The sequence below is a fragment of the Rhodopirellula sp. J20-39 genome (assembly GCF_057365095.1).
Genome location: NZ_CP195123.1, coordinates 569,849 through 589,006, shown reverse-complemented (window position 1 = coordinate 589,006; position 19,158 = coordinate 569,849). Strand labels below are relative to the sequence as shown.

General features: G+C 52.0%; 16 protein-coding genes. 10 read left to right on the top strand and 6 right to left on the bottom strand.

Annotated features, from left to right (window positions below; genetic code table 11):
• Positions 1–199: 199 nt before the first annotated feature.
• Positions 200–322 (bottom strand): hypothetical protein, encoded by a 123-nt coding sequence (locus ACR3ZL_RS01985; protein ID WP_486173174.1) that lies wholly within the window; start codon positions 320–322, stop codon positions 200–202.
• 477 nt (positions 323–799) lie between these two features.
• Between ACR3ZL_RS01985 and ACR3ZL_RS01980 the strand changes: the two genes are divergently transcribed.
• The 4 genes from ACR3ZL_RS01980 (at position 800) to ACR3ZL_RS01965 (ending at position 4,749) form a co-directional block, all read left to right on the top strand.
• Positions 800–1,306 (top strand): hypothetical protein, encoded by a 507-nt coding sequence (locus tag ACR3ZL_RS01980; RefSeq protein ID WP_473649559.1) that lies wholly within the window; start codon positions 800–802, stop codon positions 1,304–1,306.
• Positions 1,307–2,176: 870 nt separating this feature from the next.
• Entirely contained in the window at positions 2,177–3,145 is a 969-nt protein-coding gene (locus ACR3ZL_RS01975; RefSeq protein ID WP_473649560.1) for a DUF1559 family PulG-like putative transporter, read from the top strand.
• Positions 3,142–3,585 carry a hypothetical protein gene (locus tag ACR3ZL_RS01970; RefSeq protein ID WP_473649561.1) on the top strand — a complete coding sequence of 148 codons (444 nt, stop codon included), beginning with the start codon at positions 3,142–3,144 and terminating at the stop codon, positions 3,583–3,585. The genes ACR3ZL_RS01975 and ACR3ZL_RS01970 overlap by 4 nt, the downstream gene beginning before the upstream one ends.
• A gap of 102 nt (positions 3,586–3,687) precedes the next feature.
• Positions 3,688–4,749 carry a metallophosphoesterase gene (locus tag ACR3ZL_RS01965; RefSeq protein WP_473649562.1) on the top strand — a complete coding sequence of 354 codons (1,062 nt, stop codon included), beginning with the start codon at positions 3,688–3,690 and terminating at the stop codon, positions 4,747–4,749.
• Between the two features lie 99 nt (positions 4,750–4,848).
• On the opposite strand, the gene ACR3ZL_RS01960 is transcribed toward ACR3ZL_RS01965, so the two are convergent.
• Positions 4,849–5,397, bottom strand: coding sequence for a PH domain-containing protein (locus ACR3ZL_RS01960; protein WP_473649563.1), 549 nt, complete (start codon positions 5,395–5,397; stop codon positions 4,849–4,851).
• A gap of 418 nt (positions 5,398–5,815) precedes the next feature.
• Between ACR3ZL_RS01960 and ACR3ZL_RS01955 the strand changes: the two genes are divergently transcribed.
• The 4 genes from ACR3ZL_RS01955 (at position 5,816) to ACR3ZL_RS01940 (ending at position 12,039) form a co-directional block, all read left to right on the top strand.
• Positions 5,816–6,907 carry a class I SAM-dependent methyltransferase gene (locus ACR3ZL_RS01955; protein WP_473649564.1) on the top strand — a complete coding sequence of 364 codons (1,092 nt, stop codon included), beginning with the start codon at positions 5,816–5,818 and terminating at the stop codon, positions 6,905–6,907.
• A gap of 466 nt (positions 6,908–7,373) precedes the next feature.
• Positions 7,374–7,940, top strand: a complete 567-nt coding sequence (locus ACR3ZL_RS01950; protein ID WP_473649565.1) for an RNA polymerase sigma factor — start codon at positions 7,374–7,376, stop codon at positions 7,938–7,940.
• 126 nt (positions 7,941–8,066) lie between these two features.
• Positions 8,067–9,275, top strand: coding sequence for a protein kinase domain-containing protein (locus tag ACR3ZL_RS01945; protein ID WP_486173173.1), 1,209 nt, complete (start codon positions 8,067–8,069; stop codon positions 9,273–9,275).
• Positions 9,268–12,039, top strand: a complete 2,772-nt coding sequence (locus ACR3ZL_RS01940; RefSeq protein WP_486173172.1) for a hypothetical protein — start codon at positions 9,268–9,270, stop codon at positions 12,037–12,039. Before ACR3ZL_RS01945 ends, ACR3ZL_RS01940 begins: the two co-directional genes overlap by 8 nt.
• 423 nt (positions 12,040–12,462) lie before the next feature.
• Here the strand turns inward: ACR3ZL_RS01940 and ACR3ZL_RS01935 are convergent, their stop codons facing one another.
• Genes ACR3ZL_RS01935 through ACR3ZL_RS01920 form a run of 4 tightly spaced genes read right to left on the bottom strand, consistent with a single transcriptional unit; the run spans position 12,463 to position 17,338 of the window.
• The gene (locus ACR3ZL_RS01935; RefSeq protein WP_473649568.1) at positions 12,463–13,902 is read right to left on the bottom strand and encodes a FecR family protein; all 1,440 of its coding nucleotides are present in this window, start codon (positions 13,900–13,902) and stop codon (positions 12,463–12,465) included.
• Entirely contained in the window at positions 13,895–14,434 is a 540-nt protein-coding gene (locus ACR3ZL_RS01930) for a sigma-70 family RNA polymerase sigma factor (protein ID WP_473649569.1), read from the bottom strand. Before ACR3ZL_RS01930 ends, ACR3ZL_RS01935 begins: the two co-directional genes overlap by 8 nt.
• Positions 14,427–15,485: a hypothetical protein gene (locus ACR3ZL_RS01925; protein WP_473649570.1), complete on the bottom strand. Its 1,059-nt coding sequence runs from the start codon at positions 15,483–15,485 to the stop codon at positions 14,427–14,429. The genes ACR3ZL_RS01930 and ACR3ZL_RS01925 overlap by 8 nt, the downstream gene beginning before the upstream one ends.
• Positions 15,485–17,338 (bottom strand): FAD-dependent oxidoreductase, encoded by a 1,854-nt coding sequence (locus ACR3ZL_RS01920; RefSeq protein WP_473649571.1) that lies wholly within the window; start codon positions 17,336–17,338, stop codon positions 15,485–15,487. Before ACR3ZL_RS01920 ends, ACR3ZL_RS01925 begins: the two co-directional genes overlap by 1 nt.
• Before the next feature lie 399 nt (positions 17,339–17,737).
• On the opposite strand from ACR3ZL_RS01920, the gene ACR3ZL_RS01915 reads away from it, so the two are divergent.
• Positions 17,738–18,871: a DUF1559 family PulG-like putative transporter gene (locus ACR3ZL_RS01915; RefSeq protein WP_473649572.1), complete on the top strand. Its 1,134-nt coding sequence runs from the start codon at positions 17,738–17,740 to the stop codon at positions 18,869–18,871.
• A 3-nt stretch (positions 18,872–18,874) separates the two neighbouring features.
• The gene (locus ACR3ZL_RS01910; protein ID WP_473649573.1) at positions 18,875–19,051 is read left to right on the top strand and encodes a hypothetical protein; all 177 of its coding nucleotides are present in this window, start codon (positions 18,875–18,877) and stop codon (positions 19,049–19,051) included.
• Positions 19,052–19,158: the final 107 nt, after the last annotated feature.

The following is a 19,158-nucleotide window of genomic DNA, read 5'->3' as shown; positions in this document are numbered from 1 at the left end:
ATTACAACGCAAGATGTCGCTTGCATACCAGACTCGAATCGAGCCGTCATGCTAGTGCATGATCGCATCAAAACGCTCAGGTTCAATCAAGGAATTTCCAATCACGGAATTCCAAATGGTTAGAACAGGAAATTGCGATAATGGCCAAAGCAGGCAACTGTTGGTAACCGGGCAATCTCCAGACAATCTCTGGGTAGCCTTATAACTCCGCTGGCCCCAAGATGATCGGTTGGATCTGCGCACGGTCATGGACCGAGTTGAACGCCGAATCGAATACGGCGTCAATCGAATCGATCCCAACGGATCGGAAACTGAATTCCATTGCCAAACTCAATCGGAATTTGATGACGTCGGCGACTTCGCTATGTCATGAGTCTGAAACCGATTGCCGTTCAGGTCATTCTTCCCGATTGATTTTCGAGATCTGAATTGGAATCTATCGCGAGCCTGAAATGGATGGCTGATGTCGGCGGGCTGGCGACGAGCATTGGTTTCGCAAAATGGGAGCACACTCAAGTGATCGAGGTCGAATAGGCTCTATTCGCCGACCGTAATGCCGCCACTCAAACGTGTCCGCGCCGACGTTGTTCGAGAACTTCTTGCGATCTTTAACTCGCATGGATAGCGGTATGTGTTCAGTTGGGTGCCGAATCGTGTTTGAACCACCGAAAATTGCCTGCTTAATCGAGTTCATAAAAGAATAGCGGCACTCATGCCAATGCCCGTTCGAACGTGTCAAAGTTACGGTATCCTAGAAAGGTTTCCGACTTCACGTCATTTTTGACTCAGGTAAAGATTGATGAACCACGCTCTCAAGACCACTGCAGCGCTCCTGTTCGTTGCCTCGCCCGGCTGCTTCCCGTCGAGTCCAACAGACCAATCTGCATCGACGACGCCCGGCGTCACCGCCGAAGAGGCAACTCCCAGGGAAACAGTCGGCAAGACGACTCAAAATGTCTTGAATTATGAAACTGCGATTTCTGAAGGCGCTGTGCCGGCGAGCACCTCCGTCGAATCAAAGAATCCCTTGATGGCAAGTGCAGAAGCCTACCGCACGTCCGTTGCCAAGGTTGGTGGGTTTGGGATTACAAAAAAGATTCAACTACGAGAGGCCAGCAGCATCAGTCGCCCTAAGCCATTGACGTATGAAGTGTTCATGGACGAGATCATTGAACCAGGTGGAATGGACGGAATTCGATTGCCGATGCTGCCCTATTATCAAGAATACGCTTGGGACGAAGCAAAACAGGAACTAGTCGTAGTCGACTTCCCAGCACGGCAAGAAGAACGAGAGAAGCAGCGTTAGCCCCAAACGGATGCTACATCGTTGGTGGAGACTTGGGTCCGACCGTTGTCTTGAGTCACAACCAACAAATCAGAGACTTCCGAAGTCGCGGGTTTAGGAAAGCGATCAAGGCGGAATCTGCAAGACGCCTAACTCCGAAGACGCGAGTGATAGCGAACCTACAACTAGGCGCTGTCGATCTGGAAAGCGGGTTCAGGACGGTGTAATCGTCAGCGTATCGGCAAAACACCGTTTCAGAACCCGCGAACGAAGCGCGGGTTTGCCACCCGCAATTCATGTCGCCGGCTCATCCTGCGATTGTCAAAAATCAAATGTCTTCTGCACATCCTTCGCGAAGCATTCGTGAGCAAGGATCCTGTGACTAACGGAATCGCGAAACGCACAGGTGTGCAAACTCCGTCTCTAAGACAGTCTTCCCGCTGATAGTGTTTGGGTCAAGCAATAACAGCGAAGCGTCGCACCCGCGACCCAAACGTCTGGATGAGAACTAACTTGTGTGAATGTCTCTTGGCAAACGCCAACACGGCCTCCTTGCAGTAGCGTTCCTTGCCCACCGCCCTGATTAGCAAGGCAATCTGCTTCATCATTAGAGCGTCACAAGCGACCCTTAAGCCAATTGCGTACTTCGTGAAATCGGTCCGGCTTTCTGGGTCTTCTCACTTAAGACTGCCTGGCTCGGTAACCATTTGTTTCACCCAACAATATTGTGAACCGCACCTGATCTTCATACGATCCTCACAGCCTTGTGTTTTACTACTCCGAGTCATGCCAGCTCACTGACTTTCCGTCTCTTTGCTCGGCACATCACAAGTAAACGCACCTGGACCAACGACTCTGATCGACAGGAAAATGAAGAAAACAAACTTAAAAATGAGACAAACAAAGGGTTTCACCCTGGTTGAACTGTTAGTGGTGATAGCCATTATCGGTGTTTTGGTCGGCTTGCTACTGCCAGCTGTCCAATCGGCTCGAGAAGCGTCTCGACGAATGCAGTGCACAAACAAAATGAAACAGGTAGGCCTGGCATTGCACAACTATCACGACACCCACCGTAGTTTTCCACCGGGTGGGATCATTGATCAAAAGGTCACCAATAAACTTAACGACACATGGTGCAATAGCGGCGCAGCAACCCAAGGAGCCCCTTGGACCGTGCTAATCCTTCCGTTCATGGAAGAAGCAGCTCGCTACGACCAATACGACTTTGACTATCCTTTGTCGGCGTCGTTCACGAGCCAAGTTAAAAGCTCATCACCGAACCGTGAACTATGGTATCAGCAGAACTCGAATTACCAATGCCCATCCGATCCAGCGTCAGGCGACGACGTAAACAACCTGAATTACTTCGGTGTGCAGGGCGGTGGAAACTCAAGTAACGTTGCCTGCTATGGAGGCAATTCCAATGTCTTCTTCGTTAACGGAATTTTGTACGCGAACTCGAGAAGCCGGTTCCGTGACATTACCGATGGATCGTCAAATACATTCTTGGTCGGCGAGTCCAAATACCTTTTGACCGAGGCTGGCACGACTTCGACGTTCTACTTGAGTTGGGCATCGTCAATCCGCCTTGGTACGGGTTCAACGATGCCGCATCCTGCAACCCTCGCTGGATCGTACGAACCCATCAATTCACGAATCCCTACAGGCAGCAAGCCCAAAGGTAGTACTGATTCACGAACCGGCTACTCTCGCTTGTTTGGAAGCTTCCATACCGGCGGCTGCAACATGTTGATGGGTGATGCATCCGTTCACTTTATGAGCGAATCAGTGGACCTTGATCTCTATCGCCAATTGGGAATTCGTGACGACGCCTTGCCAGTCGGAGGATTCGAAGAATGAATCTACATCTCAATCACACACGTACTTGCTTTTTTGTGCTGATGACTATCGGCCCCGTACTGACCACCTTCGTGGGCTGTGGGTCCGGAGGCACCGGCCCCGCAAAATACCAAGTGTCAGGCAATGTAACTTTTAATGGGCAGCCTGTGCCTGATGGTACGATTATGTTCACGCCGGACACTTCGGCCGGGAATCGTGGTCCGGCAAGCATTGTCGAGGTGAAAGACGGTCAATACACCACGCCACCTGGCGAGGGACTCGTTGGAGGATCATACAGTTTCGAGGTAGAAGGCTTCCAAACGAAAGCAGAACTAGACCAAGATGGCGAAACTGTCGTCGCCCCCATGTTCCCGACATTCGTCTCGCAACATGACTTTCCACTGCAAGATTCAACCTTCGATTTTGAAGTCGAAGTATCTAACAAAAGAAAACGACGATAACTGATATCGCATGCAACGGATCGGTGCAGCTTGATTGACATTCAAGTTGCACCGTCGAGTATTTATCTACCAAATATCCATCCCAATAGAAACCAACCGTCGATGACACTTCCACGCCGAGAGTTCTTGCTATCGTGCTTGTCGCTTGCTCTAACGTGCCAGCATTGGCTCTCCCCTTCCTTGTCGCTTGCACAAGAGAAAACGCTTTCCGCCCCGAATGACGATTCCTTCTCGATCGTAGTCATTCCCGATACACAAGGCTATCATCGCGAAAATGGCGAACTGAAGAACACGATATTCGAACGGCACATCGACTGGATTCTGGCAAACCAACAGAAACAGAACATCGTTTTTGTCAGCCATGTCGGTGATATCGTGGACAGGAACAATGACGATCAATGGACCGTTGCTCAAAGGTGCATGAACCGCTTGCATGGTCAGCTCCCATATGGCATCTCGGTTGGTAACCACGACATGACCGGGAATGGCAACGCTTCGCTATTCCAGAAATACTTTCCCGCAGTTCGATTTGCCGACTGCGAGTGGTACGGTGGCTACTTTTCACCGACAACGCACAGCGAAGATATTTCAGGCAACAACGCCAATAGCTTCCAGCTATTTTCAACCGCCGGGATTGATTTCGTCTTCTTGCATTTGGAGTGCAACGCTCCGGACGACGTCCTGGCATGGGCGGACCAAATCTTGGAACAGTACGCTGAACGCAATGCAATCGTGACAACGCACATGTGCCTAGGCCCACTGCAATATCCACAATCACCAAGCGATTACATGAACGCCCCGAAGGGCCGAATGCAATGGAAGAAGACGCACGGGAAACTCGGCAATACGCCCGAGCAAATGTGGAACAAATGCTTTCGCAAGCATCCTAACTTGGCGATGATCTGCTGCGGCGATCAAAGCCGCAGCCATTCCTTGCACGAAGTCGCCACGGGTGACCATGGCAACCAGGTGCATCAGCTTCTTTCCGACTACAGCACCGGTTGGCTGCGGATGTATCGATTCCATCCTGCCGAGAACCGGGTCCAAGCATGCACCTTTCTTCCGCAAAGCGAGGTTTTATGTGAGGGTTCGAAACACGTTCCCGGAATCGACGGTCACCAATTCGAATTCGAAATACCACTGTCGGTAAAGATGCGACTGTAGAAACACTGTCTCTTCAATCTGCAGGCCGAACGAAATCATTGAAAAAGATGTTGACTAAGTGAAGTTGCGTTTTCACCTGGGCAAACATAGGCACCCGGACTACTTGGCATCACTAGTCGCCATTCTTTGCTCAATCCGCTTGAGCACCTGAAGGATTTCGCTCAGCTCACTACCACCGGACATCCCGATTGACTCGTGGGGGTTGACCGCTCGTTCTTCTTGGCTGCCGACAACCAGATCCCGCTGGGCTAAGACCGTGTCTCGGAATTGGCGACCATCTCGAATACCAGACAACTGTAGTAACGCGCCTTGGCTCGATTGCCCGGCCGTTTCGATCGTCAGCGCCTCGATACCAAAGAGCCGCATGATGGGCCCTTGAGTCAGACCGAGATCAGTGATCCGGTCCAGCGGCACGGTCTTTTCTTGTCGCGTCAAAATGCCTTTAGAAAACTTCAAGTTTCGACTGGTCAATTTGCAGTCATAGCTGGCCAGATAACGCCGCGTCACCAGACTGCCAAACAGCAACCAAAAAGGTAAGACTACAATTCCGACGACTGTTATGGCACAAAGAACAGCTCCGCTAACGAGCCAATAGTTCGTAACCGCAGGGTTAAATTCAGCGTCCCAAATGATCTTCTCGCCTGTCATCGTTGTCCAATTCGTGCTTAGGGTTTAGAGCTCTCTATGGGGTTCGCTCCGAACCCACGAATCTTGCCGACAATCCGACACGAAAGCAAAATGTTGCGATCAGTCGCCACTTCCCTTGGAGTTGGGAGGTCGAGGGCTTGCCTTCACTGATCCCCGTGGTCATTTCATCCCAACCGCTTCATACCATTTCACAGACGCACCGTGACAACCAAATCGGGCTAACCATCCGAAACTGAAACCAGCATAACACGGCTTGTGAATGATTATATTTCCCAAACCTCGATCACAGAAGATCCGTCCATTTCGAAAGGAATTCCCACACCGGATGTAACACTTTGCGTTGGATTCCGCTTGGTGAATATGGCAAGTGCCCAGTGAGGCGTTTTTGAATACCACCACTTCAGCGAGAACCCTAAATATGTGCAACGCATGTAAGGTCAATGTTAAGAACCAGGAATCTGAAACCGAACAATTCGCCGACGAGCTACTCGAAACGCTCAATCGAGCGACTCTTGGTCTGGGATTAGCGATCGGCCATCGCACCGGAATATTCGACACCATGGCAGAGATGAACCAGTGGGCCAGCAGTCAGCAGATTGCAACCGCGTCAGCATGCAACGAACGCTATGTTCGCGAATGGCTAGGCGCGATGGTAACCGGCGGCATCGTCGCCTTCGACCCCGAAGAAGAGACCTACTTCCTGCCGCCGCATCATGCCGCTCTTTTGACGCGGGCAGCGGGCAGCAACAACTTCGCCAGAACATTTCAATTCCTGGCCATCATGGCTGAAGTCGAATCGCCGATCGTTGAGTGCTTTCGAAATGGCGGTGGTGTTCCCTACGAACGGTTCTCTCGCTTTCACGAGGTGATGGCGGAGGACTCCGATGGCAATGTGGTTGAAGGCCTATTCACTAACATCCTTCCCTTAGTCGATGGATTAGCCGCACGACTCGAGGAAGGAATCGATGTATTGGACATCGGCTGCGGAAGTGGGCATGCCATGATTGCTCTGGCTAAACGTTTTCCCAACAGTCGATTTGTCGGCAGGGATCTGTGCGAAACTCCGATCTCGTCGGCACGAAGCCAAGCCGAGAAAGAGTGTCTGGCTAACATCACGTTTGAAGTCGCCGATGTTTCGAGGTTAAACAACGTAGATCAGTTTGACCTAATCACGGCGTTTGATGTCATCCATGACCAACGTGATCCAGTGGCTGTCTTGAACATGGTTCACGCGGCTTTACGACCGAATGGCACGTTCTTAATGCAAGACCTGCAAGCCTCGTCGAAGTTAGCAAACAACATCGACCACGCGTTGTGCCCATTCCTTTACATGATCTCGACGATGCACTGCATGACTGTTTCACTTGCTCAGGACGGAGCCGGACTCGGCACCGTGTGGGGCGAAGAACTGGCGGTCGAAATGTTGAACGACGCCGGGTTCCGAAAGATCAATGTCGCTCGACTTGATCACGACATCCAGAACAATTGGTATGTCGCCACCGGCGGATGAAACGCAGCCCGGCAATCACATACCATCGAGCCGCAACTGGCAAGTAATTGGTTGGGCGCAACCATCTACAGCCGACATTGATAACGCAAACACCAGTTGGCGAAGCGAAATCTTTGGGGCCAAGCTGGCGGAATGCTGACCGAGTATGTGCAGCGGAAGTGGAATTCGAAAATTTGACTCTGTGACATCGGGTATGGTAGACAATAGGGACAAATAGAAGGACGATGCACTAACCCCCTGTTCGGTTTTCTACTTTCTTCGCGTTCTGCTCGGTGAGTCGTGGTCGTTCTGGATGTTCGGTCGCATCCGATGTTACGGGCGAGCTAGCTGGTTTGGTCGGTGTCTTGCCGGCACTCAAATTTGGGGTGAAGCCGAACGGCTTAGGGCGTTCCACTTAGCTTTTGGGTGGCAAGAACCCTAGCCTTTCATTTTCAGTTCGACAAAGCTCCAGTCTTCAGCGAATCGTATGGATTCAACTTCCACCAGTCTGTTGAGGCGTTTGCGAAAGCCCGATGCAGAGGATGCGTGGCGACGGTTTGTTTTTCTTTACACACCCCTGCTTTATCGTTGGGCCCGAAACAACGGGTTCGATTCGGCGGATGCCTCCGACCTCGTGCAATCCGTCTTCGCAAAGCTGTTAGTCAAGCTACCTGAATTGGAATACGATCCTTCTCGCCGTTTTCGGTCTTGGCTGATCACGATCGTTCGCAATCAAGCAACTGATTTTTGGCGACGGGGCAAGTTCAATACGGTTGTTTCTGGCGATTGTGTCGCGGATGTTCACGAGTCCATTGCTTTCGAAGATCTCCTTGAAGAACGTGAGTATCGAGCATTTCTGGTGAGTCGAGCCCGGCAACTGATGGAAGCCGAGTTCGAACCACGAACATGGCAAGCTTGTTGGAAGTATGTCGCCGAAGGTCAGTCTGCTGCAGAAGTGGGGCAAGAGTTAGGGCTCTCAGCGAATGCCGTTCGCGTCGCTAAATGCCGAGTTTTGAGGCGTTTGCGTCAAGAGCTTGAAGGCTTTCTGGATTGAATCCATCAAACACGTGAAATGTTACACCCCCACCGCACGTATCTATAACAGACGCCCTTGGCTCGCTCGGGTGATCCAGTACCAGACGACGATCTCTGGGCCACGTCCTCTACCTAAAGTGATGCTATGCCTGTTAAAGACTGCCTCGACCAAAATGCGCTAGGGCACTATGTACGTGGCCAGTTGAGTCCCGAAGATTCGGAATTGATCGAAAATCATCTCGAGGTATGCGAATCCTGTGGCGCCCTTGCGGACACGCTGAGCCCGGTGGACGAATTTACGGTTGCTTGTACCGATTCGGATGTCGGGTCTGACGAATACGCAGTTGTCGTCGATGAATTGATTCAACGGATTCAGACGCACCACGCCAATGCCGGTACAGAAACAGCCGACGAGAGAGAGGCATCTAACACGGCCGAGACTTCTGCCGAAACCGGATTCTTTACGGTCAACGGTTCAGACGATTCTGCGTTAGGCGGCTTGCTACGTGATGCGGAGAGTCCGACGGAACTGGGACGCTTGGGCGGCTATCGGGTACTCGAAGTTCTAGGGACGGGCGGAATGGGGATGGTGTTCCGCGCCGAAGACATCGAGCTGCGACGAATGGTGGCCTTAAAGGTGATTAAACCCGGCGGTGCCCACCATGCCGGTATAGCCGATCGTTTTATGCGTGAAGCGCAAGCGGCTGCGGCAGTTGAACACGAGAACATTGTCGCCATCTATCAGGTCGGACAAGATCGAGGTGTTCCCTTCATCGCAATGCCGCTACTGAAAGGTGAATCGATGGCGGTGACGTTGAGCCGCGAAGGAACATTTGACGAACTAAATGCTGTCCGTATTGGCCGTCAGATTGCAGAAGGTCTCTCCGCTGCACACCGCAACAACCTCGTTCATCGTGACATCAAACCAGACAATCTGTGGCTCGTCGATGGCGACGCTCGCGTCAAGATTCTCGATTTTGGACTGGCCCGTGAGATCGAGCGAGACACGAATTTCACCCGAACGGGACAGGTCATTGGAACACCACGTTACATGGCTCCCGAACAGGCGTTGGGCGAGGACGTCGATCACCGCTGTGATCTTTTTAGTCTGGGGAGTGTGCTCTATCGCATGGTCAGCGGCGAGTCACCTTTTCGCGGAAAGAACGTTACCGCCGTATTGATGGAAGTCGCCAAGGCTGAGCCCGAGTCGATTCAGCAACGCCGCCCAGATACGGATAGTGAATTTGCCGATTTGATGATGCAATTGCTTTCCAAGGATCCGGAAGCTGCGCCCGCAGTCAGCACAGGAAGTCTCCGATCGTCTGGCCGACATCGAAGTTCGCTTGATGGCTAAATCAGCCTCCGCGAAAAGCGGCAACAAAACGAGGTTTCCAGCACTGGCCACTGCCGTCGCCCCACCATGGGTTCGCACAGGCATCGGTGCTGGAGCGTTGGTTGGCTTGCTGTTTTTCGGTTTTCTGTGGGCCAACGGTGCACTGTTCAAAATCGAAACGCCCAACGGTACGTTGGTGATCAAGACAACCGGGGAAGACTTTTCAACCCACTTCAAACAAGGTGCGTTCACCGTTGAAAACACGAAGACTGGCAAACAGGTGAATGTTCGGTATGACGATTCAAAGCCAAGTCTTTTACCCGAAGGGGAGTACCGCTTTGTGCTCGATTCCTCCGACGGTCTGAAGATGGAAACCAACCGATTTGTGATCCGCAACGGCGAGACGCAAACGATTGAGGTCTGGTGGGAGTCACCAGCGGACGTCGCCGACAGCGGCAAGCCGAGGGATCCAGTGGACGTCGAAAAGATTGAGTTGACGCGAGAACAACGCGAGAAGATCGCCACATGGAAATCACTTAAACCGAAGCTCCGCGTCAAAGCGGTCGAGGCTGAGCTCAAATCCCATTTCAAGTTCGGGGGCTCAGTCGAGTTCAATGATGATATTTCCACGGTCAAGATCGTTGCACCAGGGTTTCGTCATCTTTGGCCGTTGATGGCAATAGATTCCCTTCGGTCGATCGATGTTGCCAAAGCCAGCGTGACGGACTTTGGGGCGATTCAAAAATTGCCTCTGGAAACTATCCAGGTCAGTACGGCTGTTTACAATCCGCGCACCGATGCCCAACTGGGATCAATCAAGACCCTGAAAACGATCAACTCGCAACCTGCTCAGGAATACCTTTCCAATCGCGCGGCATTGCGGACAGAAATTGACGACTTTGCAGCAGCCGCAAAGTCTTTGCCAACCGAACCCGTTGTCGATTGGGTCAATCAGATGTTGACGCGACTGAATCCCGGAAGCCCTGTTCGACTGGTCACGCAAGGCGTGTCCTCTCAGGATTTGATTGGATATGTGAAACAAGAGGGCGGCTATTTTGTGCATGCCCGCTTTTGCAGTGGGTTGCGCGATCTCTCGCCACTTCGAGTCCTCTCTTTCTCGAGACTTGATGTTTCTGGAGACGGCGAGTTATTTGATTTGTCGCCTTTGAAAGGCCTCCCACTCCATTCGGTTTCGCTACGATCGATGGTTGCTGATCTGGCTCCGATTGCCCAACCCGAATTAGAATATTTGTCTTTAACTTCCTGTGCGGTGGATGATTTGAGTCCACTGCGTGGGATTGCAATCCGTGAGTGTCACGTTTTTTCCAATCCGGTTTCCGACATCGAGCCAATCGCACAGGAATCTCTGCGAAGACTGAGTATTCCAGGGTGTCCAGTCGAGAACCTGGACGCACTGCGAGGCCTCGCGTTGGAAAGTTTGAACGTGAACGAAACGCCCATCCGAGACATTTCCGTACTCAAGGGCATGCCGCTCGAAGTCTTAAGTATTCAACTTGGTAGACACGCTTCAGACCAATACCGCTGGAATAATTGGGGCCCCGTTCCCAAGCCACTGACGGACTTGGAACTGATCCGAGGTATGCCACTAACATCGTTGACGCTGGACTACGCTCCCGAGCACGAGGCGCTGGTCCGTAGCTTCGGGGATCAACTAATAATCAATGGTCAGCCGGTCAATCGCTTTTTCATCGATCAGAGAAAACTCCGTGATGCCACACCGATCAAGTCACTACCCGAAAGTATGCGAGCGCAGCGCGGCCTGATGATTTCGACGCCGGACGAAACGAAAGAGTTTCTTGACTCCGCGGAAAAACTACCAACACAGTTTCGCGTTAACGCCGTCGTAGCGAAGATTGCTGAGTTAGCGAATCACGGTGTTGAGGTAACCCGTTCGGCCAAGTTGGCTGTCGAGCTATCGCCCAAAGGACCGCAGCCCACACATTGCATTATCGATGCATGGTCCGTTCACCAGATCTGGCCGCTTCAGGTGATTAAGTCCTTGCGGTCGCTCGATATTCGCGGATCAAGTGTGACTGATTTCACGCCGTTGCGTGAGCTCCAATTGAAACAACTGGATGCGGAGGTGGTGCTGTACAACACCGCCGCCGACACAGTATTTGCCGAGATCGACTCGTTAAAAACGATCAACGGGATTCCCAAAGATGAATTCCTTGTGCAGCGTGCGGCGATGCGATCGGAATTCGACGAGTTCGCCAAGATCTCTCCATCGCTTTCTCCAACGGAGATCTTCAGTTGGATCGCTCCTCGGCTCGCTAAACTCAATCCAGATTACGAAATGGGAGGTTTCACGGCTGACGGCATCCAACCTGGTGATCAACGCATCTCGTTCGAAAACGGATTGCTGAAGATCTGGTCTGGAGGCAAGTTGCGTGACTTGTCGCCATTTCGTGTGTTACCCATGACTAAACTATCAATGGCCGCGATCAATAACATCGGAGGTCCAGGCCTCTACGATCTTTCGCCTTTGAATGGTTTGGCGATTGAGAGTCTAAGCATTGGCGGAACACCACTCGCAGACTTACGACCAATCGCTGAGTTGCCGCTACACGAACTCAATCTTTCACTCGTAGCGGTCAGCGACTTGTCGCCTTTGGAAGAGGTACCACTGAAATCCATCCACCTGCAACGTACCTTCATTGAAAACTATGAACCGCTGCGGCGAGTAAAGACGCTCGAGACAATCAACGGCAAATCTGTTGAGGATTTCCTGGCTGAACAGGATCAGCTCTCACCAATCGACTGAAGGTGGGCAAGTTTTACAATCGGCGAGAGCATTGACTCCGTATCGCATATTAAATGAAGCAATCCGAGCCGCCGGTTTGCGACATTTTCACGGGGATACAAACAACTTTGAATTTTACTACGACCACTCGTTCCGCCAGGAGGTGCCCGCCAGGAGATGTCGATCATGAATACGAAGCCTTTAGAAGGCATGATTCGCGCGGGACCAGATTAAAAGCAGCACCATCTGTCCTCTGCTTTCCATTCAAAATTACCCCTGACGATCGAAAGAGGAACTGCAGCCTGAATAACCTTTTGGCGATACTTCGGGCCGGGAATTTTTAACGGGCGCGCGAACGCAACTTTAGGAACAGCTAGCAGGGTACAGGCTTAATGCCATCGTATCAACTGGCGTGAGCGACCAGGAAATCTGACCTGGGTCTCCTCATTCGTCAGCATCCTTTTTCACCTGAAGCCGTAAAGTCGGAGGGCTGGCCGTGGGATGAGTACGACTGGCGAATCCATGGACATAGCTTTTTGCAGGTGCAGCCGGTGTTACGCGAGTCACAGCAAGCGTCACGCTTCCTCCCAAACCTTCTTGAATGAAGTTTTGCAATCGAGGATCGGTAACCATAAACTGTCCCTGAGGTTGCGATTGCGGGATGACAAACTGCCCAAGCAATTGCACCTTGTCTGGATCCAGCCTGTGTGTTTTCTCGAGGCGACCAGGGAAATTATTTCGGTTAAGCGTTTGCGAACTCCAATCAATGTTGAACTCGGGCTTGATCCCATAAATATGGAAGGTGGCGTCAGGTACTAACGACGTGTATCCCATACCGGTCGCAATCCCTTCCAATCTTAAATCGACTCGTGACAAGTCCGGCGAGTCGACGTTAGTCAAGTCAAACCGGATGAATGCCTTCCTATTCCATTCCTGGCCCTCTTCGGAGTGTTTTACAAGCAAAACGTGTTCTGGACGAGGGAACTCCTCACCCTCTTGCCTGGGTCCCGTCGTGACATCGCCTTCATCTCCGTTTCCAAACGCTGAACTGACGTGAATCACATTGTCGGGCGAACTGCGGGGCAAGTCGTCTCTGTTGAATCTCTTATCCTTTTCTGACTTCCCCTCGGATGTCGGTTTTAGTTCAGAACCAATACTCTTGGCTGGAGACGTCTGGCTAGAAGCATCGACGGGCCGTTGTTGGCTCTCGCCAAAGTGCTTTTTATCGGTGGCGCCTTCTAACACATCAAGGCGGGCGTCGCCCACTTTGTCGACAAAGACGCCAAACTTGGTGCCACCATCGACGATCTCTGCACGAGGCGTCTCTACAACGAAGCCTTCACCACCCTTGCTAACGGATCCAACGATGCTTCCCGAATGCAGGCGGCAGCGTTCCGCTGAAATAAGCTCGATGTCGACAGGTCCCTCCATCGATACAGTCACACGTGGGAACTGCAACTCAGCGATGCCAGAAATCAACCGCAAGCGGCCCGACGGCAACTTTTGACCAACCGAGGTGGGTAAGGTTCCAGTGCCCCATTGGCAATTTGTCGACGACAGAATCGTGGCGACGGGTTTTGGTTCAGAGTGTATCCATTCCCATCCGATCGAAGCGGCAAACAACAAAGTCGCCGCTAACAATGGTCCATACCGCCAAAACAATGAATTCAACTTCGATGCCGGTAACACTTTCGGCGATGACGGTGTATTTTCCGCCGATTCATTCCACAACAAAGCCGCGTCTTGATGAGCGTGTTCGACATAGTCGTCGAGCAACTCATCGGACGACTTCAAAAGCTGATGCAATGCGTCCACATCCGACTGGGAAGCGAGACCGTCCAAGTAGAGGTCTCGCAGTCGTTCGTATCGTTCATGATCATTCATGTTTGCCATGTCCTTCTTGGGAAAGCGTGCGATCGACGCAATCGTGCAGTGTTGTGCGAATCCGGCGTAGTGTCTTGTAAGCGGCGTCCACACTTGCGCCCATCTCTTTGGCTATGGCCTCGATGGAAAATCCAACTCGATAGCGTTGGTCAACAAACCTACGTTTGCGTTGAGGCAGTTTCTTGACACATTGCTCCAACGCATCCAATCGGCTTTCGAAATAGGCCGACTTCGCTTGCTGTCTTTCTGAAATCAGCATCATGATCTCTGTATCAAAAAACGGGCGTTTGGCACGTCGCTTCGAAGTGAAGGCTCGCACCTGATTCAGTGCCACAGTACATGCCCACGCTCTAAAATTGGTGCCTCGTTGGAACTGGTGATATTCTCTCCAAAGCACCAAGTTTGTTTCCTGCAGAACCTCATCCGCATCATTGCGGTGTGGAATCAACGAATGAATGTAATGAAAGAGCATGCGTTGAGACTCCGTGAGCAACTGCACAAATTCGGTGGTTTCCTCGTTACGGTCATTCATGAATGTCAGATGGGGTTCCGGCAGGATACGTGTGCGCGTGCAACTCTCTTTCGCGACCTATGGGGGTCTCTCGACGAGGCAGATCCAGTTTAGCCAGAAAGATATCTACCAAACTGCGAGCCGTCGTGATCGTCTCAAGGTCGTAGCGAACATTCCCGTCGCTTTGGGAACCACCTCCATGTCCGGTCAATTCCAGGATCGCGTGAGGATTCTCGCTGTCGACTTTGATCAAGGCCGTGTACAGCAGCGAAGGCTGTCCCCATTCGCCGTCACTCCATGCCTCGTTCGAGTCTCCGGACAAGTTAATTTCCACGCAAACAACAAACTGATTATCTTGTCCAAGTTGCAAATATTGATCCATCTCAAAGCTATGATTCTGGGTCGCTCCCGTCACCCCATCCGCTTCACCATCGGGCGAAATTCCTGATACGGCGGTATAGGCGTGTCGCCAGATCGGTAGTACATCGCCGCGACGAAGCGGATCATCGATGCTGTCGATTTCGTCGCTGTATGCCAATGCTTCGTCCAAGTAGAGCGTTTCAATCATCGTCCCAGTCGTTGATTCGACCCATACCGCCGACGCGGGAAGTTTGTCGAGCCATGGCGAAAAGCCCAGGTGAATCGATAGCATCGCGTCGGAATCCCGTTTAGGTTTCCGGACAACGATTCGGCGGTGCGGTGTTGCTTGGCCAAACCCGACCAACGACGATCCGCGGACAATCTGCATTCGCTGGCGAGTTTCATAACTTTGGTTCATGAGCCAAGTGGTGGGCGGTAGTGCCTTGATCGACGCAACCAAAACAACAGCCCAAAAGAGGACCACACTGACCTTGCGAACCTGGCCGAGCACTTTGGACTGGCTTGTGAATACCGAACGGATATACCCGATCCGGCTCAACACGTGCTTTGCGATCAGCGCAGTGCATACGACGCCGGACACCACATGCAACCGCGTGTTCGTTTGCGAAAACGGCAGCAGGAATGCGGACACCCCAGTCGCAACCAGGGTGGCAAACACAAACAGCAAGGCAAGGTTAACCCAATGTCTCATCAGGTTGATTGAACCTCGAAGCCGATCAGGCTACGCAATTCTTGAATGTGCTTTTGCCCTACTTCGCGAGGCGTAGCCTGATGAGTTTTGCATAGCGAGGCAGCGTATCCGGTTGCGACTCCCATCTGACCACAGGTATTCATGACGCGGGGCCCAGCCAATCCGATGTGCGAGCAACTGAAACATCGACCGGCCATCATCAGGTTATCGATGTCTTTCGAATACAGACTGCGGAATGGCACAAAGTATTCACCACCAGTTTTGTAGAACAACGCTTTGGATAAGAAGTCGACCGAGTGTCCTTTGAGGATTTGTTGATAGTGAGAGTCGATTTCTCGAGTTTCCACCACCACCGCATCTTCGAAAGAACGTCGTTCAGCGGCATCTTTCATCGTGTAAATATGGTCGCCCATCAACCGTCGAGATTCACGTTTACCACCGACAAAGGACACCCATTTCAAGGCCCACGGTGCGTTCTTGGGATGCTTCTTTGCGTTTGAGAATGAGCCATAGATAGCCCGCAACATATGATCCCGGATGATCTCAGCGTCTTCCACTTGATCGAGATCATTGTCTGAATATTCCCAGTACCATTCTCCTTGCGTCGCTTCGTGATCCTTGGCAACAGGCATTGCCCAAGGAACCTCGGGAAAGATGCTTCGTTGGGTGGTCTTTTCGGCGTTCCAAAGGACAGACGTTCCCATCACCCGTTGATCGGCGATCTCTGGACTCCAAAGATCACCGTGTTTGGGCCACTCTTCGCCAAATTCAGAATGCGACTCCCGTCCAACCCGGTATTCTGCACCGGCCCAGTACCCCAGCCAACCGTCTCCGGTCGCGTCCACAAAGACGGGTGCGATAAAACGACGAATGCGCCCCGTTGCTACTTCTCTTGCTTCGACACTTTCAATCCGTCCATTGTCTTTGGACAGCCCGCACGCGATGTGACCGGAAAAGAGTTCGACACCAGACGCCGCCATCGCGGCTTCGCGTTTTCTCTGGTCCTTGCGTGCGAGTTCGCTTCCGTTGGGATAGTGTGCGGTGTCAATTTGCTGAAGAATTCCTCCGGCGCGTCCGTGGATACCCAGCGTATGAACGCGAATTTCTTCAGAAGCGTTGCCTCCGAAGATGGGGCGGTCTTGGATCAATGCCACCTTCAGCCCTTGAGATCTTGCAGCCAACGCTGCCCCACAACCTGAAATTCCGCCCCCAACAACGACAAGATCGAACTCGCTCTCTTCCACCTTCCAAGACGTTCGGCCAGACACTTGATCCTTCCACTTCACCAGTTCACCAGCATCATCGGTTGGTAACGCAGGCGTCGTTGATTTAGAAAAGAAGATCGCGTCGCAACGACCATCAAACCCGGTCAAGTCAGACAACTGAATTTTCACTTTGGCTGGGTCGTCGATTTGAACTGTGCCGCCTCGCTGCCAATGCCACGCGGTACTTTCAGTTCCAAATTCAGAATCCAACTTGTTGTCATTGATACTGACACGGAACCGTCCCGGTGATTTCCATTGTCCTTGGCACCAATCGCGAGTTCTTACCCAAACATTCCAGATGCCAGCTTCCGGGAGTGCGATCGTTGTACTTGCGTTCTCAACCGGGTTACCCATGCCGTGGGCCAACAAATAGCAACCGCCCATTTGCTGGTAATGTTGAGTATCCAACTTCCATCCGCCAAAGCTGTCGAATTGACTCGCCTCCACCAACACGCCTTCGGCAGACAGATCTGTGGCAGCCAAATCGGCTTCGCGGCCAAGTGCGTATCCGGGCGCCGTCGCTGACAACACGCCGACTCCGCCAACTACTCTTAAAAATCCTCGTCGTCCAATCTGAATATTGTTCATCGTATCTCTGTTATCACTAGCAGGCACTTTTGACAGGTTGAGTGGACAATCGTGGCCACTGAACCAACACGAAATACAGAGTCGCAGTCCCCGCTTTTTGGACATCAAAAACAACATTTTTGAAGATTCGTCAAAAACGATGTCCAAAAATCGCCCCCTCCCCCTCTTCGATGTGTGTGGGCACGACATTCTCCGTCGTTTTTCTCTCGGTACAGGCAATTGAAGTTGCGTTCTTCACATTAGTTCATGTTTCGGCATAAAGAATTGCACCCTGACGGCTCCCTCGTTATTGCATCAGGTTGCGATCAATTTTTAACTGAAAGCGAAAAAGCAATTCAATGACCTAGTTCACCGTTGGCTCATCGTTTTTCTACTCATCAAGGGATATGTATTGTGAGAATGCACAAGAAACGTGGGGCATTTACGCTCGTTGAGTTGCTGGTCGTCATCGCGATTATCGGAGTCTTAGTAGGCTTGCTATTGCCGGCGGTGCAAGCGGCACGTGAAGCAGCGCGTCGAATGTCGTGCAGCAACAATTTTAAACAGCTTGGTTTATCGCTTCACAACTATCACGGGGCCTACAATCGTTTACCTCCCAACGGTACCGGTCCACTGTTACCCGCTCAAAATCAACTCAGTGCTTACATTGGCATGTTGCCATTTATAGAACAGCAAGCGTTGTGGGAAATGATGTCCAATCCATTGAAGCCGGAGGCCGGCGAAACGCCATCGGACACAACTGCCAATGGCTCGTGGCCTCCCTTTGGCCCACGTCCCTGGCTTGATTTGAACGAATACGACCCTTATCAGATGCAGGCCCCGACCATGCGATGTCCCTCAGACCCGGGAATGTCGCCACTTGGTACTGGTATGATCAACTACGCATTCTGTCATGGCGACGCGACTTTGCGTGTAGGTTACGCGCCATCGAGCCAGTGGGCTGATCGCGGTGCTTTTCGAGGCGTGTTTCAACGCGATGACCCACGCAAATTCCGGGACATACTAGATGGTTTGTCCAATACCATCGCGATGGCTGAGATCAAAACCGACTTGGGGGACCGCAGCGTGGGAGGTTCCGTTGTCGACCGCAGCTACTTCCCAAATGACGATGCAATGGGATCGGACCTTTCTGTTTGCACCGATGTCATCGATCCAAACCGACCTCAGTTTATCGAAAGCGGTGTTACGCTGTGGGACAGCGGTGGAACCTCGCGTGGCGGTCGCTGGTGGAGCTATCACTTGATGGTCAGCGGCATGAACACCGTCTTACCGCCGAATTCACCCACGTGCGCGATGCAGTGGGGAACCTCATGGCAATCTGGCGTTTTCAGTGCCGCCAGTCATCACCAAGGCGGCGTGCATGTGTTAATGGCCGATGGTGCAGTGAAGTTCATCACGGATTCTATCGAGGCCGGAAATCGAAATGCAAAGAGCATCTCAAAAAACTACGGCAACGTTGGGCAAAAGAGCCCTTATGGATTGTGGGGATCGCTAGGATCAATTGGCTCGAAAGAACCCATCGAAGGATTTTAAACAATGAGCACTCTCAAAACGATTTCAGCACTGTGTTTCGCATTCGGCTTGCTAGCGTTGCCGGCATGTTCGCCAAACGGCAGTGACGCGCAAAAACTGACGGCACCCGACGACGTTGATTGGGCAGCGATCGAAGCCCAAGACTCTGCCATAGCAGACGCCCAAAGCAAAGGCGAATAAGCTCTTCGATCGCATTGCCAAGATCGCAAACTTCAAGTGTGACTTTGAGTTCCCGAGGAACTGCGCCTTCGGATAAGACGTAATCGGTTCGGCTGAATAACAGCCGA

Excerpts from the sequence above, each read along its gene's own strand:
- ACR3ZL_RS01985 (WP_486173174.1), bottom strand. The coding sequence starts at position 322 with ATGGAATTCAGTTTCCGATCCGTTGGGATCGATTCGATTGACGCCGTA.
- ACR3ZL_RS01920 (WP_473649571.1), bottom strand. The coding sequence starts at position 17,338 with ATGAACAATATTCAGATTGGACGACGAGGATTTTTAAGAGTAGTTGGC.
- ACR3ZL_RS01915 (WP_473649572.1), top strand. The coding sequence starts at position 17,738 with ATGCACAAGAAACGTGGGGCATTTACGCTCGTTGAGTTGCTGGTCGTC.
- ACR3ZL_RS01940 (WP_486173172.1), top strand. The coding sequence starts at position 9,268 with ATGGCTAAATCAGCCTCCGCGAAAAGCGGCAACAAAACGAGGTTTCCA.
- ACR3ZL_RS01935 (WP_473649568.1), bottom strand. The coding sequence starts at position 13,902 with ATGAATGATCATGAACGATACGAACGACTGCGAGACCTCTACTTGGAC.
- ACR3ZL_RS01975 (WP_473649560.1), top strand. The coding sequence starts at position 2,177 with ATGAGACAAACAAAGGGTTTCACCCTGGTTGAACTGTTAGTGGTGATA.
- ACR3ZL_RS01925 (WP_473649570.1), bottom strand. The coding sequence starts at position 15,485 with ATGAGACATTGGGTTAACCTTGCCTTGCTGTTTGTGTTTGCCACCCTG.
- ACR3ZL_RS01980 (WP_473649559.1), top strand. The coding sequence starts at position 800 with ATGAACCACGCTCTCAAGACCACTGCAGCGCTCCTGTTCGTTGCCTCG.
- ACR3ZL_RS01960 (WP_473649563.1), bottom strand. The coding sequence starts at position 5,397 with ATGACAGGCGAGAAGATCATTTGGGACGCTGAATTTAACCCTGCGGTT.
- ACR3ZL_RS01970 (WP_473649561.1), top strand. The coding sequence starts at position 3,142 with ATGAATCTACATCTCAATCACACACGTACTTGCTTTTTTGTGCTGATG.
- ACR3ZL_RS01950 (WP_473649565.1), top strand. The coding sequence starts at position 7,374 with ATGGATTCAACTTCCACCAGTCTGTTGAGGCGTTTGCGAAAGCCCGAT.
- ACR3ZL_RS01965 (WP_473649562.1), top strand. The coding sequence starts at position 3,688 with ATGACACTTCCACGCCGAGAGTTCTTGCTATCGTGCTTGTCGCTTGCT.
- ACR3ZL_RS01910 (WP_473649573.1), top strand. The coding sequence starts at position 18,875 with ATGAGCACTCTCAAAACGATTTCAGCACTGTGTTTCGCATTCGGCTTG.
- ACR3ZL_RS01955 (WP_473649564.1), top strand. The coding sequence starts at position 5,816 with ATGTGCAACGCATGTAAGGTCAATGTTAAGAACCAGGAATCTGAAACC.
- ACR3ZL_RS01930 (WP_473649569.1), bottom strand. The coding sequence starts at position 14,434 with ATGAATGACCGTAACGAGGAAACCACCGAATTTGTGCAGTTGCTCACG.
- ACR3ZL_RS01945 (WP_486173173.1), top strand. The coding sequence starts at position 8,067 with ATGCCTGTTAAAGACTGCCTCGACCAAAATGCGCTAGGGCACTATGTA.